This is a genomic window from Flexilinea flocculi (genome assembly GCF_001192795.1).
Taxonomy (GTDB): domain Bacteria; phylum Chloroflexota; class Anaerolineae; order Anaerolineales; family Anaerolineaceae; genus Flexilinea; species Flexilinea flocculi.
Genome location: NZ_DF968181.1, coordinates 1,416,785 through 1,434,381 on the forward strand (window position 1 = coordinate 1,416,785; position 17,597 = coordinate 1,434,381).

General features: G+C 40.5%; 18 protein-coding genes and 1 other RNA gene. 11 read left to right on the forward strand and 8 right to left on the reverse strand.

All coding sequences use genetic code 11. The annotated features are described in order from the left end of the window. Positions 1–26: 26 nt before the first annotated feature. Entirely contained in the window at positions 27–377 is a 351-nt protein-coding gene (locus ATC1_RS10770; protein ID WP_062281757.1) for a hypothetical protein, read from the reverse strand. After that, positions 374–1,468 (reverse strand): zinc ribbon domain-containing protein, encoded by a 1,095-nt coding sequence (locus ATC1_RS10775; protein WP_062281760.1) that lies wholly within the window; start codon positions 1,466–1,468, stop codon positions 374–376. The genes ATC1_RS10770 and ATC1_RS10775 overlap by 4 nt, the downstream gene beginning before the upstream one ends. Before the next feature lie 372 nt (positions 1,469–1,840). Between ATC1_RS10775 and ligA the strand changes: the two genes are divergently transcribed. The 3 genes from ligA to ATC1_RS10790 all read left to right on the forward strand — a co-directional run bounded on the left by ligA (position 1,841) and on the right by ATC1_RS10790 (position 5,598). Beyond that, complete coding sequence (gene ligA, locus ATC1_RS10780) at positions 1,841–3,880, forward strand: NAD-dependent DNA ligase LigA (RefSeq protein ID WP_062281763.1); 2,040 nt, start codon at positions 1,841–1,843, stop codon at positions 3,878–3,880. Between the two features lie 200 nt (positions 3,881–4,080). Beyond that, positions 4,081–4,458: a desulfoferrodoxin family protein gene (locus tag ATC1_RS10785; protein ID WP_062281766.1), complete on the forward strand. Its 378-nt coding sequence runs from the start codon at positions 4,081–4,083 to the stop codon at positions 4,456–4,458. 309 nt (positions 4,459–4,767) lie between these two features. Next, entirely contained in the window at positions 4,768–5,598 is an 831-nt protein-coding gene (locus ATC1_RS10790) for an Mrp/NBP35 family ATP-binding protein (RefSeq protein WP_062281770.1), read from the forward strand. Between the two features lie 109 nt (positions 5,599–5,707). On the opposite strand, the gene ATC1_RS10795 is transcribed toward ATC1_RS10790, so the two are convergent. Together ATC1_RS10795 and ATC1_RS10800 are read right to left on the reverse strand one after the other, a co-directional pair. Continuing rightward, the gene (locus tag ATC1_RS10795; RefSeq protein ID WP_172667769.1) at positions 5,708–7,615 is read right to left on the reverse strand and encodes a bifunctional metallophosphatase/5'-nucleotidase; all 1,908 of its coding nucleotides are present in this window, start codon (positions 7,613–7,615) and stop codon (positions 5,708–5,710) included. 488 nt (positions 7,616–8,103) lie between these two features. After that, positions 8,104–9,144 (reverse strand): threonine aldolase family protein, encoded by a 1,041-nt coding sequence (locus ATC1_RS10800; protein ID WP_062281776.1) that lies wholly within the window; start codon positions 9,142–9,144, stop codon positions 8,104–8,106. A 299-nt stretch (positions 9,145–9,443) separates the two neighbouring features. On the opposite strand from ATC1_RS10800, the gene ATC1_RS10805 reads away from it, so the two are divergent. Together ATC1_RS10805 and ATC1_RS10810 are read left to right on the forward strand one after the other, a co-directional pair. Beyond that, positions 9,444–9,683 carry a hypothetical protein gene (locus ATC1_RS10805; protein WP_062281779.1) on the forward strand — a complete coding sequence of 80 codons (240 nt, stop codon included), beginning with the start codon at positions 9,444–9,446 and terminating at the stop codon, positions 9,681–9,683. Between the two features lie 98 nt (positions 9,684–9,781). Beyond that, the gene (locus ATC1_RS10810) at positions 9,782–10,150 is read left to right on the forward strand and encodes a hypothetical protein (RefSeq protein WP_152024292.1); all 369 of its coding nucleotides are present in this window, start codon (positions 9,782–9,784) and stop codon (positions 10,148–10,150) included. 195 nt (positions 10,151–10,345) lie between these two features. Here ATC1_RS10810 and ATC1_RS10815 read toward each other — a convergent pair whose 3' ends face one another. The 4 genes from ATC1_RS10815 to ssrA all read right to left on the reverse strand — a co-directional run bounded on the left by ATC1_RS10815 (position 10,346) and on the right by ssrA (position 12,372). Further along, positions 10,346–10,537, reverse strand: a complete 192-nt coding sequence (locus ATC1_RS10815) for a hypothetical protein (protein WP_062281787.1) — start codon at positions 10,535–10,537, stop codon at positions 10,346–10,348. 8 nt (positions 10,538–10,545) lie between these two features. Next, positions 10,546–10,866: a hypothetical protein gene (locus tag ATC1_RS10820; RefSeq protein WP_062281790.1), complete on the reverse strand. Its 321-nt coding sequence runs from the start codon at positions 10,864–10,866 to the stop codon at positions 10,546–10,548. A 52-nt stretch (positions 10,867–10,918) separates the two neighbouring features. Next, positions 10,919–11,227: a hypothetical protein gene (locus ATC1_RS10825; RefSeq protein ID WP_152024293.1), complete on the reverse strand. Its 309-nt coding sequence runs from the start codon at positions 11,225–11,227 to the stop codon at positions 10,919–10,921. A gap of 742 nt (positions 11,228–11,969) precedes the next feature. After that, positions 11,970–12,372, reverse strand: a transfer-messenger RNA (tmRNA) gene (gene ssrA, locus ATC1_RS10830). Positions 12,373–12,648: 276 nt separating this feature from the next. Here ssrA and ATC1_RS10835 point away from each other — a divergent pair. The 6 genes from ATC1_RS10835 to ruvA all read left to right on the forward strand — a co-directional run bounded on the left by ATC1_RS10835 (position 12,649) and on the right by ruvA (position 17,429). Continuing rightward, entirely contained in the window at positions 12,649–13,587 is a 939-nt protein-coding gene (locus ATC1_RS10835; protein WP_062281796.1) for a magnesium transporter CorA family protein, read from the forward strand. A gap of 158 nt (positions 13,588–13,745) precedes the next feature. Beyond that, positions 13,746–14,513, forward strand: coding sequence for a fumarylacetoacetate hydrolase family protein (locus tag ATC1_RS10840; protein WP_062281799.1), 768 nt, complete (start codon positions 13,746–13,748; stop codon positions 14,511–14,513). A 270-nt stretch (positions 14,514–14,783) separates the two neighbouring features. Further along, positions 14,784–15,539, forward strand: coding sequence for a YebC/PmpR family DNA-binding transcriptional regulator (locus ATC1_RS10845; RefSeq protein ID WP_062281802.1), 756 nt, complete (start codon positions 14,784–14,786; stop codon positions 15,537–15,539). Positions 15,540–15,545: 6 nt separating this feature from the next. Next, the gene (ruvC, locus tag ATC1_RS10850) at positions 15,546–16,046 is read left to right on the forward strand and encodes a crossover junction endodeoxyribonuclease RuvC (RefSeq protein WP_062281803.1); all 501 of its coding nucleotides are present in this window, start codon (positions 15,546–15,548) and stop codon (positions 16,044–16,046) included. A gap of 1 nt (position 16,047) precedes the next feature. Continuing rightward, a complete protein-coding gene (locus ATC1_RS10855; protein WP_062281807.1) occupies positions 16,048–16,857 on the forward strand; it encodes a TrmH family RNA methyltransferase in 810 nt (269 codons plus the stop codon). Next, positions 16,854–17,429, forward strand: a complete 576-nt coding sequence (gene ruvA, locus ATC1_RS10860) for a Holliday junction branch migration protein RuvA (protein ID WP_062281810.1) — start codon at positions 16,854–16,856, stop codon at positions 17,427–17,429. Before ATC1_RS10855 ends, ruvA begins: the two co-directional genes overlap by 4 nt. The last annotated feature ends 168 nt before the right edge of the window (positions 17,430–17,597 follow it).

Consider the following 17,597-nt stretch of genomic DNA (forward strand, 5'->3'; position numbering starts at 1 on the left):
TTTTACTCTCCGATTTTCAGAAAAAATTACCATTTTGGTTCTTCTGTTACTGAATAAGAAGCTCCACAATAGGGGCAGATGACAGTCGGCGTGCCATTGACGATTTTAAAATCGGCTGGATTGATCGCGCCGCCGCATTGCCTGCAATTCTGATTCGTCATTTTTACTTCACCAGGAAGATCCACTTGATAGGTAACATGTTTTTCTCCGGATTTTTTACTGCGATTGGTGACTGCCAGAATGGCAATTCCGATAATGATCATGATGATACCAATGATTAATGCGCTTCCATCAAACGGTTGACCGAATGCGCCCCAGATGAAAAGTACTCCAAAAAACAAACTGATAACGGCAAGGATATAAGCAATAATTTTCATTTTTTCTCCAAACTGACAATATTTCCAATCCCGTTGACTTCAATTGCATAGACATCATCAAGGTTAAATGTTTGATATTCATCAATCGTTGCCGGATTGTACACGTAATTTTTTCCTGTATCATCCTGGAATGATACTGTATAAGATACCTGCTCAGCCCCCTTTTTTTGGTTGGATCCAAGACTTAACAATGGCATCCTTGGATTGCTGTCTTGTCCAGTCGCAGTTTTTACACTGATAACACCCCAATCAAGATATGTGTACGTGCATTTGTCATCATATATGATATAAAAACAATCCTGTACTTTTTCGCTGTATCCATTTCCACGATCAACCAGATATGGTTGACCGCATTCTTCCACAGACCCGGGGACATAACTTTCGGATTTTTCTCGGATCTCTTTTGAGCAATTCTCAATCGTGCTATTCGATGGGATTTCATCATACCAGTCTTCTGCTGTCTTATTGACCAGACCGAGAATTTCAATCTGTGTCTTCCATTCTGTATTTGTTACCACAGCGGTTGTCTGATCTGTCTTCAGGAATGCAAAATAAATAGCAGCAAAGCCCAATATCAGCAGAATGATTCCGGCAATCAGACAGCCGCCGGAACCGAGGAATCCTTTTCTTCCGCTTTGTCCTGTTGCTGTCGGGACATTATTCGAAGGGGGTACGTATGAGGTTTTTAAAGGAGAGCCACAGGAAGTGCAAGCCAGTAGATTCATTGGATTTTCTGTGCCGCAAACTTCGCAGCGGATTGTATCCGTAACAGGCGCTTCCTGGGCTGCAAATTTATCTCCTGCTTCTCTTGCCTTGCCCTCGGAAAGCGCCGCACCGCAATTGCTGCAAGTTTTCGCATTTCCCGGATTACGATTTCCACAATATGCACAATATATATCCGGGCCAGCTTTTGCCTCTTCAATTGCTTTTAGATCCTGAATAAGTTCTTCTTTGATCGGGACCTCAAATTTTACGTCATTGGGCATAGATGCGCCGCAATTTTTACATGAGCGGCGAGCTCCCGGATTTTTTGTGCCACAATTAGGACAAGTCCAAACCATCTGTACATAACCGATTGATTTTTGTGCCATTTCATTTCCTTTGTTGAAAAACCTCACTGGAGGAAAATTCAGAATAATTTCGATTGACTCTCATTATCTATTATATAATGAAAATAATGGCCGACATTTCGAATCCAGCAATTCGAAATATGAGGAGGAATAATTAATGTTGTATTGTTGTTACGCTTCGCGCAATAACAATACAACATCAGAACCGCTCTTTTTTCTTAAAAGGCTTTTCCAAATTTCGAATCTCTGAATGATTCATTGTGAAATACTTTTTCTTATTATTCATAAAACCAGTCGAAATTTTAAGAAACAGGCGATTTTTTTCAATAGACACAACTCCCTTCAGGATCGTGTTCACAAAATTCAAGAGTCAATGATTAATACGAGAAAAATATGGAAGAGGATTCATTAAAAACAAAGTACGTTGAATTAATTCGGGAAATCAATCAACATAATTATCAATATCATGTACTGGATCAACCGATCATCAGTGATGGAGAATTTGACAGATTACTACAGGAACTCCGAAGGATTGAAGAAGCCCATCCCGATTGGATCAGCAGCGAATCACCGACACAACGAGTCGGAAGTTTTGTGTTGGAAAAATTTGGTAAAGTCACACATGCTGCACCGGTTTTAAGTCTGGCGAATGCATTTTCGGAAGCCGATGTGAAATCCTGGCTTGACCGGATTACCAAACTGGATGAAAGAATAAAATACGCGGATTTTGTACTTGAGCCAAAAATTGATGGTTTAACCGTGGTATTAACCTATCAAAACGGAATTCTGGTTCAAGGAGCGACGCGGGGAGATGGAATCACCGGTGAAGATATTACTCCAAATATCCGTACGATTCGTTCCATACCGCTGAAAATTCCCATTAAGAACCAGCAAATCAAGGTCCCCGAAACGCTCGTAGTACGCGGTGAAGTGTTTATGTTTAATTCGGATTTTGAGGAACTGAATGCTGAATTGGAAAAAAAAGGTGAAAAAACATGGCTGAATCCTCGTAATACAGCAGCCGGTTCCTTAAGGCAATTGAATCCCGAGATTACTGCATCACGTCCGCTGCGTATCTACACCTATCAGGTGCTATCATACAGTGGAGGTGAAATTCCAAAAACACAATGGGAGTTATTAGAATATCTAAATGAGTTGGGCTTCCCTGTCAGTCCTGCTTGCGTATACTGTGAAAATGCAAATCAAATGCTCCAGCGGTTAGCTCCCTGGAAAGAAACGCGGCAAAAGCTGGATTATGATATTGACGGCGTTGTCATCAAAATTAACGATCTGCAGATTGCCGCTGAATTAGGTTTTGTCGGAAAAGATCCAAGAGGAGCGCTTGCTCTGAAATTTCCCGCGATGGAAGTAACGACAACATTAGAAAATATTGGGATCAATATCGGACGGACAGGTGTATTAACTCCCTATGCCATTTTTGAACCAGTTCAATGCGGCGGTGTGGTTGTCAAACAGGCTACGCTGCATAATTTCGATTTTATTCGGGAAAAAGACATTCGAATTGGAGACCGTGTAATGATCAAACGGGCTGGGGATGTCATCCCGTACGTGATCGGTCCGATTGTGGATATACGGACCGGAAAAGAACTTGTCTATGAGGTTCCGGATCAATGTCCGGTTTGCGGTCAGAAAGTGGAAAAACTGCCGGGTGAAGTTGCAGTCTATTGCGTCAACAATGCCTGTCCTGCACAATTGATCCGTAATATTGAGCATTTTGCATCGCGTGGCGCGATGGATATTAACGGTTTGGGAATTAAAATTGTTGAACAGATCGTTTCTAACCATCTGATCAATGACATTGCAGACCTTTATCAACTTCAAAAGGCGGATTTGCTCACATTGGAAGGTTTTGGCGAAAAGAAAGCTGAAAACCTGCTTCAGGCAATCGAAAACTCAAAACAACAATCTTTAGGCAGATTAATCAATGCATTAGGTATTCGAGATGTGGGCGAAGTGGTGGCTGAAATGCTGGCATCCCATTTTCCTGATCTTTCTGCATTGATGGAAGCTGATTTTCATGATTTCATCATGCTGGAAGGAATCGGACCGAATATCGCGCAGGCAATTTCCGATTGGTTTGATCAACCAACGAATCAAAAAATCATTCAGAAATTAAGAGATGCCGGTGTGTGGCCAAAAAGTGTTGAAAATAAAGCCAGTAATGAAGATGAAAATGCTCTGCTCGCGGGAAAAATTATTGTTGTTACCGGAACATTAGAACGGTTTTCCCGCGATGAAATTAAAGAATTTATCCGACAAAAAGGCGGCAAATCGACAGAAAGCGTCAGTCAGAAGACTTCATTTGTACTGGCTGGTGAAAACCCTGGTTCCAAGAAATCAAAAGCTCTTGAACTCGGAATTCCTGTGATGAGTGAATCCGAATTTTTAGAGCGGTACACCAGACAGGATTGATTTTTGGAAAAAAGCGTAACCAATGAGTTCTTTTCATATTTCGAACAACGGATGAAAAAATGTATATATCTGATAATGAAAATTGAATTCTTTTTTCGTAGGAATTACTGGATCAATGTTAATGAATAGATTACTTTTCTGATACAATTGAATCAGAGAAAGTTAAAAATTTGTAAGCAAAGAAGGAGAGAAACTGCACAATGGAGCAAAAATTCTTTTATTGTAAACATTGCGGAAAAATCATCGGAATGATTTTTGATTCCGGAACACCGACGATATGCTGCGGTGAACCGATGCAAGAACTCGTCCCAAATACGACAGACGGAGCGATGGAGAAACATGTACCGGTTGTGAAAGTCGCAGGGGACACAGTCGAAGTATCCGTCGGCAGCGTTCTTCATCCGATGGCTTTAGAACACTATATCCAATGGATCTATCTTCAGACAAAGAAAGGTGGGCAACGCAAACGTTTATCACCAGGGGATGAACCCAAGGCTGTATTTGTCCTGAAAGATGATGAGCCTGTAACCGTTTTCGAATATTGTAATTTGCACGGGCTTTGGAAAGCTGATATATAATCTTCATCTTCATTGGATCATTTCATCCAACGAACTCATAATCGTTTGCAAAACGATTGAAACTGGAATTAGCCGGCGACTGGTCCATATAGGTTGCCGGCTTTTTTGTTAACCATTATCAGCGTGTTTTTGTTCTGTAATTTGCATTTACCCATTCCGACTAACAAAAAAATTGTTTTAATAATGAATACTTCATGCAAAAAAATAAGGACGTCTATTAATTCTCCTTACATTTCAAATCGCTGTTTTTCATCGAATTGATCATCGAGCTGAGTATAATTGAACAAAAAACGATAAAGGATGAAATACATGAGCGAAAGCTGCGGGCACGACTGTAATCATTGCAGCAGTAACTGTGCCGAAAGAAAGACGAAAAATGATTTTTTAGAAAAACCGCATGATTTAAGTCGGATCAAAAAAGTAATCGGAATTGTCAGCGGTAAAGGCGGTGTCGGGAAAACACTGGTGACGTCCTTATTGGCATCGGAGATGAGACGACAGGGATTTCGGATCGGAATCCTGGATGGAGATATCACCGGTCCTTCCATTCCAAAATCTTTTGGAATTTCGATGAAAGCCGGCTCCAATGAGATGGGAATTTTACCAGTTCAGTCGAAATCTGGAATTGAAATCATGTCCATTAATCTGTTATTGGAAAATGAAACGGATCCGGTTGTTTGGCGTGGGCCAATAATTGCCGGTACTGTAAAACAATTCTGGACTGAAGTGATCTGGACAGATATTGATTACCTCTTCATTGATATGCCGCCAGGTACGGGAGATGTACCGCTGACTATTTTCCAATCGATTCCGGTCGATGGAATTATCGTTGTGACGTCTCCTCAGGAACTTGTATCAATGATCGTTTCCAAGGCTGTAAAAATGGCAGAGATGATGGCAATTCCGATTCTTGGCCTGGTGGAAAATATGTCTTATTATCAATGTCCGGACTGCGGAGAAAAACATCAGGTGTTCGGAAACAGTCACCTTGAAGAAATTTCAGCAATACATCATATTCCGATTTTAGGAAAATTGCCCATTAATCCGCAGATTTCAGAGGCTTGTGATGAGGGAACAATTGAAGAAATCCCGGATCCTTGGCTGGCAAAGGCAGTGGATACGTTAAAAGAAATGATGTAATTTTTTTTGATTTGTTCACAAGTTCGAAAAAAAAACGACAGCCGATTTGTAAAAAAATCGGCTGTTTTCTTTCTTTGGAATTCATTTGCACACGGACGGCAAAAACGAATCAACGTGTTCTTCTGAGCCTCTTGATAACTTTCATCAGGATTCGAATCAGAAGATAGATTATGCCCACTAAAAGGATCAGAATTAATACTACGATCACGAATATCTTATTCGGCTTTTTGATAAGATCAAATATATTTTTACTGCTATCAACTACTTTCCTGTTCTCCTGAGCAGCGTATCGATCCGGTATAACCGATATACCATTTTCTTTTGCGAAAGAAGCAAGGTATTGTGTAACTGCAAACCATTCCTTGATTTCTCTGCCATTCTGATCTTTCAAGACGGATTGATCAAAGTCTGTAATCGGATTTCCCGCCGCATCTTTTGGTTTCACTTTCAGTAAACCGAAAGATTGTGCTTCCACAGCCCCGAGCATTCTTGCAGAATATAATCCGGTTACAATTCGATATAACTGATCATCTTCCAGGTCCTGATAATTCCCGCTATCATCGACAATTTTTACTTCTACGACTCGATTAAATAGCATCCGGTTAGGGTTAAAATGAGAGGAGATTCCGCTCCAATACAAGCGCGCAACATTCATTAAAGGAGATACGGACGCATCGATTTCCGCGACAGATTTCAATTCAGCGCCAGTCAGGTAAACCGAGACTAAGGGATAACCGGATATATGATCCGGACCGTTTCCTAACGATAACATTGAATATACGTCTTCTACCGTGATGTCCCCCTCCGGCAGCGATGTCCGAATTACACCCAGCGGCACTATTGCTGTAGTGACGGGGATATAATTTTCCCCTTCTGCTTCTTTGACAATATAGCGATACGCATCACTGATCAGATTTCCCAACGGTTGTTCCCAATTTTCGGAAAACATGGACATCTGATCTGTGAACGTAATAGGATTTTTAGCAAGCACCTGATCATAGCTGTCAAAGCCAAAGAGATCCAGGTATTCCTGTCGTTTGTCTTTAAAATTTTCGATAATTTCAACGAATTCAGGATCTTCCGGTATGGAATCGTTAATCGGAATGAGCGAATAGTTCTCTAATTGCCAGCGGCCTTGATCATTTTGCTTCAGAGAGAGCTCTCCGATTTTTTTTCCATATTCCCCTGCTGAGACGATCAACGTATCTCCAATGACAATGGGTTCTTCAAGGTATGTGTGTGAATGACCGCTGATGATGACATCGATTCCCGGAACATTCTTTGCCAGGATTTCATCCTCGGAGCGTTTTTTGTCTATGTCAGTTCCGCTGTGTGAAAGGGCGATGATGATATCGATCCCTTCTTCGTTCTTCTTGATTGTTTCTATGATTTTTTTTGCTGATTCTGAAATATCAAAAAAAGTCAGACCACTTGTGGGAGCATAACTGGCTGACGATTCCCCCATCAATCCAAATATGGCAGCTTTTACATTCCCTTTTTCGAGTACGAAATACTCAACAGATCCGAATTTCTCCAGTGTTTCTTTTAACTTTTGCGTATATTGACCCTCTGAGTTTTGCCAGTCAATATTCGATTCTACCAATCGGGGAAGAGGATCACCGCTTTGAATGGCGGCTGACAGCATATCTGATAAGCCATCACTCCCATAATCGAATTCGTGATTTCCTAAGGTGGTTGCATCGAATCCCATCAGTCCTAATAATCGAAGTTCAATGGCTTCGAGGGAAAATACCGATTGATATAAGGTGCCCATGGAAAAATCACCTGCATCTAAAACCATTGTGTTCAAATCTTCAGATTTTTTTTGATCAATAATCGTTTTAATCCTGGCAAATCCACCGACTGATTCAGAATTTTGATCATTTGGATCGATATAGGAGTGAAGATCATGTGTAAACAGGATGGAAACTTCTTTACTCTGTGCAGATACTGGTATGGAAACGAAAAGAAGGATAATGCATAGGCAAAGAATCCAGATACGTGTTATTTTTTTCATGATCATTTTCTCCAATACATTAATATTTATTGAGAATCAATCAATAAATCCGTGCGTTACATTTTCGTCATATACTGCGTCAAGAAGTATAGCAATTCAAAATTTGAAAAAATAAATTGTTGCCGTGGCGTTTTCTATTTCTATTTGAACAGCTTGTCCATATTTCGAATAGCTGCAAGCGGAAGTAATGTTTGATTCATCTTATCTACAACGATTATAATCAGACGAGGTACTGATATCAACCTCAGTTAATGATTCGGAATATGGCGAGGAAGACTCCTCTCCTTATTTAAAAGGCTGGAAAAACCTGAAAAATCTGAATCAACCTGCTCCAAAGGAGTAAAAACCACAAACTCAGAAAAAAACAGTCTGTTTGAGCTACAGACTGTTTTAATAATTTGGAGCATTGTTAATCGATATTGTATTAATGAATTTCTATTTCAGGAAGTGCACCCTTTTGTTCTAAAAGATCGAAAAAAGAGGAAACACTACTGCGCATAGGCATGGATATCGGCGACCAGATCTGAAACGGATTCTTCTTTTGTCGCCCAGCTTGTACAAAATCGAACAATACTTTGCGTATCATCAAATTTACCCCAGGTCGCAAAACTGTACTTCTCTTTCAGTTTACCTAACAAGCTGTTTGGCAGAATGAAAAATTGCTGATTCGTCGAAGATGGAAATAATGGTGAATAACCTTCATCAAGAAACGCTTTCTTGATCTTTTCCGCAAGCTGATCGGCATGCGCTGAGATTTCATAGTACAATCCATCCTCAAAGAGCGCAAGAAACTGGAGACCCAGCAATCTGCCTTTCGCCAGCATCGCTCCTCGCTGTTTGATGATGTACCGGAAATCCTTCTTTAATTCCTCATTTTTTATAACTACCGCTTCTCCAAAGAGTGCGCCGACTTTCGTGCCTCCGATGTAAAAAACATCGCAGCATTCGGTGATGAATGGCAGATCAAGGTCATTCCCTTCCGCACACAGCCCATATCCCATGCGAGCGCCATCCATATAGAGATAAAGACCATATTGACGGCAGACATTGCTTATAGAAACCAATTCGTTTCGATTGTAAACAGTTCCATATTCTGTCGGATTGGAAATATAGACCATTTTGGGTTGAACGATGTGTTCAAAGCTTTCATCATGAATGTGATCCAGATAGTACTTTTCTATCTGCTGCGCTGTAATTTTTCCGCCATCATCTGGCAGTGAAATAACTTTGTGTCCGGTTGCCTCGATGGATCCCGTTTCATGAATATTGATATGACCGCTTGCTGCGGAGATGACGCCCTGATGTGTGCGCAATGCAGCGGCGATGACAATCAAATTTGTTTGTGTACCGCCAACAATGAAATGGACTGCAATATCTTCCCTTTTGCATTCTTTTCGAATGAGCTCAGCTGCCTGAGCACAATATTCATCTTCCCCGTATCCCGGTGTTTGTTCAAAGTTTGTATCAGCCAATTTTTGCAGGACTCTGGGATGTGCGCCTTCTCCATAGTCGCAGTTGAATCGAATCATCTTCATGATCTCCTTATTGGAATTTGACCTGATTGATCACCTATTGATCAGAATTATCCCCAAACGGATTTTGGGGTCAGGTTCAATTTTACTATTGAAAAGAGAATTTTAAGACGATCGATTTTTATTACAAATGCAAAATGTAACGAATTGAAGCATGAAAGTGTAACACTCGGAAATTAATAATTTAGATTGAAATTTTTTTTTTATCAGGGATTGATCAAACCTCCAACTGTCTCGATCAAAAACAATCAAGTGGTGTACATCTGCACTTCGAGGTACGCGATCTGAATAACCAGATGTTCGATCCGACTGAGATATTTTTTATTTCGGAAGAGTCGGATGACTATTTCTCTCGTGAGTTGTTCGCAGTTGGAGACTCTGTGATTGTGGTTGCGCCAAATGGGGCAAACTTCCGAAAACAGCTATCTTATGCTTATGAGGATGTGATCAGCAGCGAGTTTTCTGGATTTGAGCTCAAAATCAAAGGGGAAGCCGTTGAATATGGTGTGTTCCATGGAGACCAGTCTCAAAAGTAATACACGGGTTTATGTCCGAGTATAATGTATCCGGCACAAACCTTTTCGAGAAAGCAGCCGCTGAGTGATTGGCGGATTACTGTTTAAAAGGCGATGTTATGAAGAAATGCATGCTCTTTGTTCTTATGTTTATTGTTGGGATGGTTTGTGCCGTTGCCGGTGCACTATTGGTGGACGCTCCTGTGGTTGTTAGCGGTGGTCTGGATGATGGTGAGATCCTATCCAACGTTCTGCAACAGGTGCTGGATTATCTGGTTCCGATCCTTGTTGTGACCTTCCTGGGCTGGCTTGAAGCAATAATTCGGAAAGCACTAACTCTTCTGAAAGAGAAGGTTTTCCCAGATGTCTATGAGCTCCTCTCCAAGGTAACACTGTCCGCTGTTGAGGTTGCCGAGCAGCTGTTTGAGAAAGGCGACAATAAGGTCAAACTCATCTATGCTCAGGACTACGTTCAGCGGTGGCTGTAGCATTATTAGTTTCGCGCTTGAATTGGATTACATCCGTTGAGCAGTAGAAGCCGCTGTGAACGAGATGAAGACTACCAACTGGATGGGCGACTCTTCTGCAACAGAAGTCGAATAAACGTTATTACAAATAAAAAGCCCGTAGAGTGTGATGCTCTGCGGATAGTGTTGCTAATACAAAAAAAATTATATTATGTTTTATTCTGATGTAGATTTCCGGTTATATACTTTGCCAATAATATCCGCAAATGTATACATTTCGAGCCTTCGATTATTCAACGCTTCCTCAAGTGTCATTCCCTTATAAACTCTCTCAACGTCGGCTGGCTCCCAGACGTCTCCGAATGCTTCCATTTCTTCTATGAACGTATTGATCTCAACCTTATTCATCGGGCACCCTATCTCTTACTCCAGATGCTTGCTTTCCCGTTTTTTCCGTCAAAATCATGAACCTCTCTGGTCTTTGTAAAGCGAATTTTTTCTGTTGTTCCATCTTCATATTCTTTTTCAAATACATATCCCTTACTACCCTCCTCGGGGATTATATTATTCTCTGAAACATCGTTTAGTGTCCCGCATTCAGAACATGTCCAAACACCACTTTCCGTTGTGAAACCAGGCTGAGTATTCATCAACGAATTACATCCATCACAACGCCAGTTGCAGCCACCATCCATAATTGAACCAAGTAAACCTAAAGCTGAATCAAGTAAACCCATTACTGCCTCCTCTTTTTCTATCCAATCGAACAATTAACTACTACAGATACTCTTAGTGAATCAAGTTTTCTTCGACTTGACACGATAACCCAGCAATTATTCGTTGGGACTCACTAATTCGTTGTTCTTCCTCCTGTATTTCCTTTGTTATTTGATCAACGGTTTCTTTTTTTAATTTGATGGACGTTTCACGCGAGACAATGTCAGCCTTAAGAAGTTTGATGATCTGATCTTCAGACATTTGTGCTTTTTTTATATTCTTTTCGTCAACATAGTTTTGAACGAATAACTTCCCAAGCACGATAGCTGATGCTGTAGCTGCACTAGCAATTAATGAGGTCGCGCCGTTAGTATATTTCATATACCTATATGACGCACATAGAAAATCTATCAACGCTTGTTCAGATACGATATTGCCATTTTTCCTCGATTTTTCTCAGCAATAAGCTTATCAGCCCTGATCCAACGTCGAACTGTTTCCTCATTGGTTTTTGGCATTTCCGCTACCTGTCTCACCGTAAACGAACCCATCTATTGATTTCATCCTTCCTGCTTTTATAATATCACATTAATGTAGTAATAACAAGTTGTTTGTAGTATAAATTGTTGTAATAAAAAATAGCCTGAATTGAAATAGTAAATGCAACTAGGGAAGATAAAAAAATAAAAAACAGGGTGCACTTAGTCTGACAAATTAATTAGCAGAAAGGACTTCCCTCATGGGAAAAGAGGCATTCAAGATTACAAAATTGTTTTAAGATATAGAAACTGACAGCCCGGAATTTTTTTATTTGAATCAACGTTAAAAGGAACATAGACTCGACATTTAAATTTGGTAATTATTTTTGAAATTCTTCCTGAACTTTGATGTGCAATTTCAAAATCCTGATTTTCTGGTCTTCCAGACTCGTAATTATTACACTAGAAAAGCTAAGATCTCCGATATATTTTCTCTTTTAATGCAAAGTGTTGGGGAAAATAGATTGTTGGTTTTGAATACCGTAGAGTTCCTATATTTCACTTTTCCTTAATGTTGGATATGATTAGGAAAAGTGAAATAAAAAAGTACCCTCTGGGATTTTATAATCCATTGGGTACTTTTATGGTGGAGATGGCGGGAGTCGAACCCGCGTCCGAAAGAATCGACCCGCGAATATACTACGAGTGTAGTTCGTTTATTGATTTCATCTTAAGAAGGAAAAAAGAACAAAACCTCCTCAGATTATTCACTCAGACCCGAAAGTCCTCTTTTGTATCATGCCGTGAAATCATGGACAGCATCCTGACTTTGTGACGCCCACTCTGCGATCGGTCAGGAAAACGATGCAGGTGAACGTGACCTGAAAAGGTCATAGCGGCTCAGCCGTCAAGCTTATGCAGCGAGAGGCATTGCAGCGTAGGAAGTGCGATTATTGGCACTTAATTTTTTGTACTGATTTTTCGAGATCGGCACCTCTCGACTCGCAATTCGGGACCAGCCTCCCCCGTCGAAACCAGGGCATCCCCAAATATGTTTTAATTATAACTTAGAAATGAGCTGTGATGACCAGCAGCGATTCGAAATATGAAAAGAATCTTTGTTGTTGTGATGTTTTTGCGCTTTGCGCAAAAACATCACAACAACAAGGTCTTCCTAAATTTTGAATTGCCGGTTTTCAAAGGAAAAGCCAAAATGTGTATGAAAAAATGATATATCGGTCTATCCGATTTGATAACAGATGAGTAAAATAAGAGGATGGCTAAAAGCGAATAAAATCTATTTTACATATAAGGAGGTGGCAGATGCTTTCATATTACAAAAATAATGAATTCATTCTGGAGAAATTAGGAGAGGCTGTTCCAAATTGTTGGATCGATGCAATAAACCCCACCCCTGAAGAAAAAGAATTACTTTGCAATTTAGGCATTCCCAGAGATTTTTTAACATATTCATTGGATATTGATGAGCGGTCTCGAATTGATGAAGAGGATGATGGGACGACGCTGATTGTTGTTCGTGTTCCCTATTATCAAGGTGAAAAAGAGGATATTGCGTATGTTACTATTCCTTTGGGCATTATTATTGCAGATAAATATATTGTGACGGTTTGCAGCAAACCGACAGATATTATTCAACAATTTTCCAGCGGAAAAGTTGCAAAGCTCTCCACCACAAAACGTAATCGTTTTGCGCTGCGTCTGCTTATGACAACAACCACGAAATTTTTGGATGATGTGCGTACCATCAATAAAGTGGTAGATGTCCTTGAAGATCGATTGTATGCATCGATGAAGAATACTGAGTTACTGACATTGTTAAAATATCAAAAGAGTTATGTCTATTTTGCACAGGCATTAAAACAAAATGAGTTGACATTGGTGAGGCTTTCCCGTTTAAATTCTTTTAAACGGTTTGAAGAAGATGAAGATCTGTTGGAAGATGTCATAACCGAAAATACGCAGGCCATCGACATGACAAATATATCCAGTTCAATCTTATCGTCATTGATGGATGCATTTGCTTCTGTGATTTCAAATAATTTAAACGTGGTCATGAAAGTGTTGGCTTCAGTGACCATCATCATGAATATTCCTGTCATCATTTCCGGATTTTTTGGAATGAATGTCAATTTCCCGCCGTATATATCTGAACATCCAATGGCTCTTCCATTCATCCTTTTAATTACCATCATATTGACGATACTTTCGATTTGGATTTTCCAAAAAAAACACTGGTTTTAGTCTGCTTACAGCTATATAAAAATATGGGAAGAATTCATTATTGTTGAGATTTTTTTACACTCGACGCAAAAAAATATCTCAACAACAATTTTCTGTCTTTTTTTCGAAGGTTCAAATAGGTTTTTTGGGTATTGATATCAAATAATGAGGAGCGTGGCATGCGGTTTGTTCGTTTCATAAAACAGGGATCGACGGAGTCGAAATTTGGCTGGATTTATGAAGATATGGTTGGAGAGATTGAAGGGAATTTGTTCTCAGAATACAGAAGATTGGAAGCGGATACACCCATTGAAAAGGTAAAACTGTTGTCTCCGCTTATTCCAGGAAAAATTGTTGCAGCGGGATGGAATTATATTGATCATGCCCGTGAGTTTGATCGTCCAATCCCTGAATTTCCGACCATTTTCTTGAAACCTCCCAGTTCTGTTATCGGGATGGGGGATGGCATTATTCTTCCGGAAATTTCCCGGCAGGTGGAGCATGAGTGCGAATTGGCTATTGTTATCGGGAAAAAAGCGAAGATGATTCTGCCAGAGGATGCGTATAGCTATATATTTGGTTATACTGCTGCTAATGATGTCACTGCCAGAGATCTGCAGAAAAAAGATGAGACCTGGGCACGGGCGAAAGGATTTGATACGTTTTGCCCATTAGGTCCGTGGATCGAAACCGATTTTGAACCAGCCGATGCAATGCTGACTTGCAGAGTTAATTCTGAATTGCGACAAATGGCATCCACGCGGGATATGATTTTTCCGATTCCTTCCATCCTTGCTTTTATTTCTTCAATCATGACATTGAATCCGGGCGATATTATTTTAACCGGTACACCCGCAGGAACTGCTCCTTTGGAAGCCGGAGACGTAGTAGAAGTCCAGATCGATGGCATTGGAAGTCTTACAAATCCGGTGGTGAAACAAATGTAATTTGGTGAAATATGCCGGTGTTTATGCAGTAATTTGAAATAAGGAAAGTATTTATGGATATGACGTTGTTATTGTAGAAAACGCAAAAACAACACAACGGCGAATAATCCTTCCTATATTTCGTATATCATTGGTCAATATGGTAAAATATTTCACATTATTAAAAAAAGTGTATAATTTATCAGTCAGATATCAATGCAAATCAGTAAATCAATGCTCCGATGGGCATTTTGATTTTTGAATCTAATCTAATTTGAAGGAGAATGAAATATGTCAGGCCATTCTCATTGGGCTACAATTAAACGCAAGAAGGGCGCCGGCGACGCAAAACGAGGCCAGGTATTTACAAAGCTGGCTAAAGAGATCACGCTCGCAGCACGTGAGGGCGGTGATCCTACAATGAACTTTAAGTTGAGAATCTGCGTAGACAAAGCGCGGAGCAACAACATGCCGAAAGACAGTATCGATCGGGCAATAAAACGCGGTACCGGAGAATCGAAAGATGGTTTTGTATTTGAAGACGTGATGTATGAAGGATATGGCCCAAAAGGAGTAGCTTTCATCATTGAGTGTGTCACAGAGAATAAGAACCGGACGGTGGCAGAGGTACGCCATGCGCTTTCTCGTTCTGGAGGGAGTTTAGGTGAAAGCGGATCGGTAGCCTGGCAATTTTCCCGAAAAGCTTATTTCCTTATATCTGGAGAAAAGCTGGATTTCGATAAAGTCTTCGAACTCGGATTAGAAAAAGGCGCTGATGATGTTCAGGAAACTGAAGATGGAATTGAAGTATTCGCTGGTGTTGAAAATTTCAAAGCGTTAAGCGATGCTTTCTATGCAGCAAATTTGCCGATTTCTGAAGCTGAAATTCGATATTTCCCCAATCAGGAAATGGATTTGTCCACGGAAGAAACGTTACAGGTGCTTCGGGTTGTCGATTCTTTGGAAGAACTGGATGATGTTCAACAGGTTTATCATAATCTGAATGTCAGTGACGAAGCAATGGCAGCGCTGGAAGGCGAAGAATAAGCTTACATGGTTGTTTTGGGAATTGATCCCGGAACTGCTTTAACTGGATATGGATTTATTCGTTTAGCAGAAAACGGGGATCTCTCAGTCATTGATTATGGCGTGATATCAACTCCAGCAAAAACAGCGATGGAAAATCGACTGGTTCAGCTTTACCAGGAAATCAATGAAAAAATTCTTCTCCATCACCCCGAAAGGGGAGCGGTGGAGAAGTTGTTTTTCCATACAAACGTCACTACTGCGATTTCTGTCGGACAAGCACGCGGTGTAATCTTGCTTTGCATGGCACAAGCGGGTATCGATATAACCGAATTCACCCCGATGGAAGTAAAACAAGCAGTTGTCGGTTATGGAGGCGCAGATAAACGTCAAGTCCAACTGATGGTGAAAGCAATCTTGAACCTTCAAGAGATTCCAAAACCGGATGATGCTGCAGATGCATTAGCAATTGCGATCTGTTGTGCGAACTGCAACAAGTATTTTGATTTACGGAAAAGTCTGAGTTAAGATGATTACCAGCAAAGCCAATCCTCGAATAAAAGAAATTCGAATTCTGAAAGATCCGAAATTCATAAAAAAAAGCGATTCTTTTTACATGGAAGGCTTGCGTATTATTGGCGAAGCATTACAAAAGAATTCGGAGATTGAAACGGTCATCAGTTGCCCTGAAATCTTAAAAAATGGGTTCGGTTCCCAACTGGTTAACCTTGCAAAAGACAAGGGCATTGAGATTTTGGAAGTTTCTAAGGCGGTTTTTGAATCTTTTTCGCATAAAGAAAACCCTCAGGGGTTGGCTGCGATCGGGAAACAGCATTTTTCGCAGCTGGAAGAGTTAGAAATTAGCCACGGACTCATCATCGCATTAAATGAAGTGGCTGATCCTGGGAATCTGGGTACAATCATCCGAACAGCTGATGCGGTTTCCTGTGAAGGTATATTACTGTTGGGAGATACCACCAATCCGTACGAACTGAACGCAATTCGGGGCTCCATGGGAGCAATATTTTCTCAAAAAATTGTAAAGACTGATTTCCAATCCATGCTGACCTGGAAAAACGAACATGGATTATATTTAACCGGAACCTCAGATAAAGCAGCAGCTGATTATGCTTATATTGACTATCCTGATCCGATTATATTATTAATGGGAAGCGAGCGTCAGGGGCTGAACAATGACGAGATGAAAGCGTGTGATCTCATTGTACGTATTCCGATGATGCAAAGCAGCGATTCTTTGAATCTGGCTGTTGCGACCGGGGTTATACTCTATGAGATTTTTAATAATCATCGAAAGAATATCAGCAGGAATAACCTATGATTGCCTATCTGGATGGTACTATTCTTGAGAAAGAATCCGATTCAATCGTTGTTCTCATCGGTGGCGTTGGATTGCGGGTTTATGCAACACAGAATTATCTGTTAACTGTTGAACCAGGACAGCGAGTAAGGCTGCATACACATTTGATTGTACGTGAAGATCTCCTGGCTCTTTATGGCTTTGATACACAAGAGGAAGTTCGATATTTTTCTCTGTTGATGGGAGTCAGCGGTGTCGGTCCGCGATTAGCTTTGAACATCCTTTCTTCTGCCGGAGTGGATACCATACGCAGAGCTGTTGTGCAAGAGCAGCCTGACTTTCTATCGCGAGTTCCCGGCGTCGGAAAGAAAACGGCACAAAAAATCATTCTTCAGTTGCAAGGGAAAATTTCAGGCACTGGGGAAGGGCAAGATTTTCAGGCATATCAACCGGTCGATTTTGAAGTAATTGAAGCGTTAACTGCTTTGGGATACAGTATTATTCAGGCGCAGACTGCGGTTCAGTCAATCCCTAAAGATACTCCCGATACTGTTGAAGATAAGCTTCGGATGGCGCTTCAATCGTTGGCGTAAAGACGCCCCAATTTTGCAATTTTTTCCTCCTTTATTCAATTAATTGACATTTAGCTGATTTATCGAATTAAGCTGGGCGAATTGCCGTTTATTATTTTTTTTGCTCAAGATAAAAATAAATGAATTGTAAAAAATACTTTTCATATGTCGAATCACTATTCTATTTTA

Excerpts from the sequence above, each read along its gene's own strand:
- ATC1_RS10800 (WP_062281776.1), bottom strand. The coding sequence starts at position 9,144 with ATGATTCGATTCAACTGCGACTATGGAGAAGGCGCACATCCCAGAGTC.
- ATC1_RS10840 (WP_062281799.1), top strand. The coding sequence starts at position 13,746 with ATGCGGTTTGTTCGTTTCATAAAACAGGGATCGACGGAGTCGAAATTT.
- ATC1_RS10790 (WP_062281770.1), top strand. The coding sequence starts at position 4,768 with ATGAGCGAAAGCTGCGGGCACGACTGTAATCATTGCAGCAGTAACTGT.
- ATC1_RS10835 (WP_062281796.1), top strand. The coding sequence starts at position 12,649 with ATGCTTTCATATTACAAAAATAATGAATTCATTCTGGAGAAATTAGGA.
- ATC1_RS10785 (WP_062281766.1), top strand. The coding sequence starts at position 4,081 with ATGGAGCAAAAATTCTTTTATTGTAAACATTGCGGAAAAATCATCGGA.
- ATC1_RS10845 (WP_062281802.1), top strand. The coding sequence starts at position 14,784 with ATGTCAGGCCATTCTCATTGGGCTACAATTAAACGCAAGAAGGGCGCC.
- ATC1_RS10815 (WP_062281787.1), bottom strand. The coding sequence starts at position 10,537 with ATGAATAAGGTTGAGATCAATACGTTCATAGAAGAAATGGAAGCATTC.
- ATC1_RS10775 (WP_062281760.1), bottom strand. The coding sequence starts at position 1,468 with ATGGCACAAAAATCAATCGGTTATGTACAGATGGTTTGGACTTGTCCT.
- ATC1_RS10805 (WP_062281779.1), top strand. The coding sequence starts at position 9,444 with ATGTTCGATCCGACTGAGATATTTTTTATTTCGGAAGAGTCGGATGAC.
- ATC1_RS10855 (WP_062281807.1), top strand. The coding sequence starts at position 16,048 with ATGATTACCAGCAAAGCCAATCCTCGAATAAAAGAAATTCGAATTCTG.
- ruvA (WP_062281810.1), top strand. The coding sequence starts at position 16,854 with ATGATTGCCTATCTGGATGGTACTATTCTTGAGAAAGAATCCGATTCA.
- ATC1_RS10820 (WP_062281790.1), bottom strand. The coding sequence starts at position 10,866 with ATGGGTTTACTTGATTCAGCTTTAGGTTTACTTGGTTCAATTATGGAT.
- ligA (WP_062281763.1), top strand. The coding sequence starts at position 1,841 with ATGGAAGAGGATTCATTAAAAACAAAGTACGTTGAATTAATTCGGGAA.
- ruvC (WP_062281803.1), top strand. The coding sequence starts at position 15,546 with ATGGTTGTTTTGGGAATTGATCCCGGAACTGCTTTAACTGGATATGGA.
- ATC1_RS10770 (WP_062281757.1), bottom strand. The coding sequence starts at position 377 with ATGAAAATTATTGCTTATATCCTTGCCGTTATCAGTTTGTTTTTTGGA.
- ATC1_RS10825 (WP_152024293.1), bottom strand. The coding sequence starts at position 11,227 with ATGAAATATACTAACGGCGCGACCTCATTAATTGCTAGTGCAGCTACA.
- ATC1_RS10795 (WP_172667769.1), bottom strand. The coding sequence starts at position 7,615 with ATGAAAAAAATAACACGTATCTGGATTCTTTGCCTATGCATTATCCTT.
- ATC1_RS10810 (WP_152024292.1), top strand. The coding sequence starts at position 9,782 with ATGAAGAAATGCATGCTCTTTGTTCTTATGTTTATTGTTGGGATGGTT.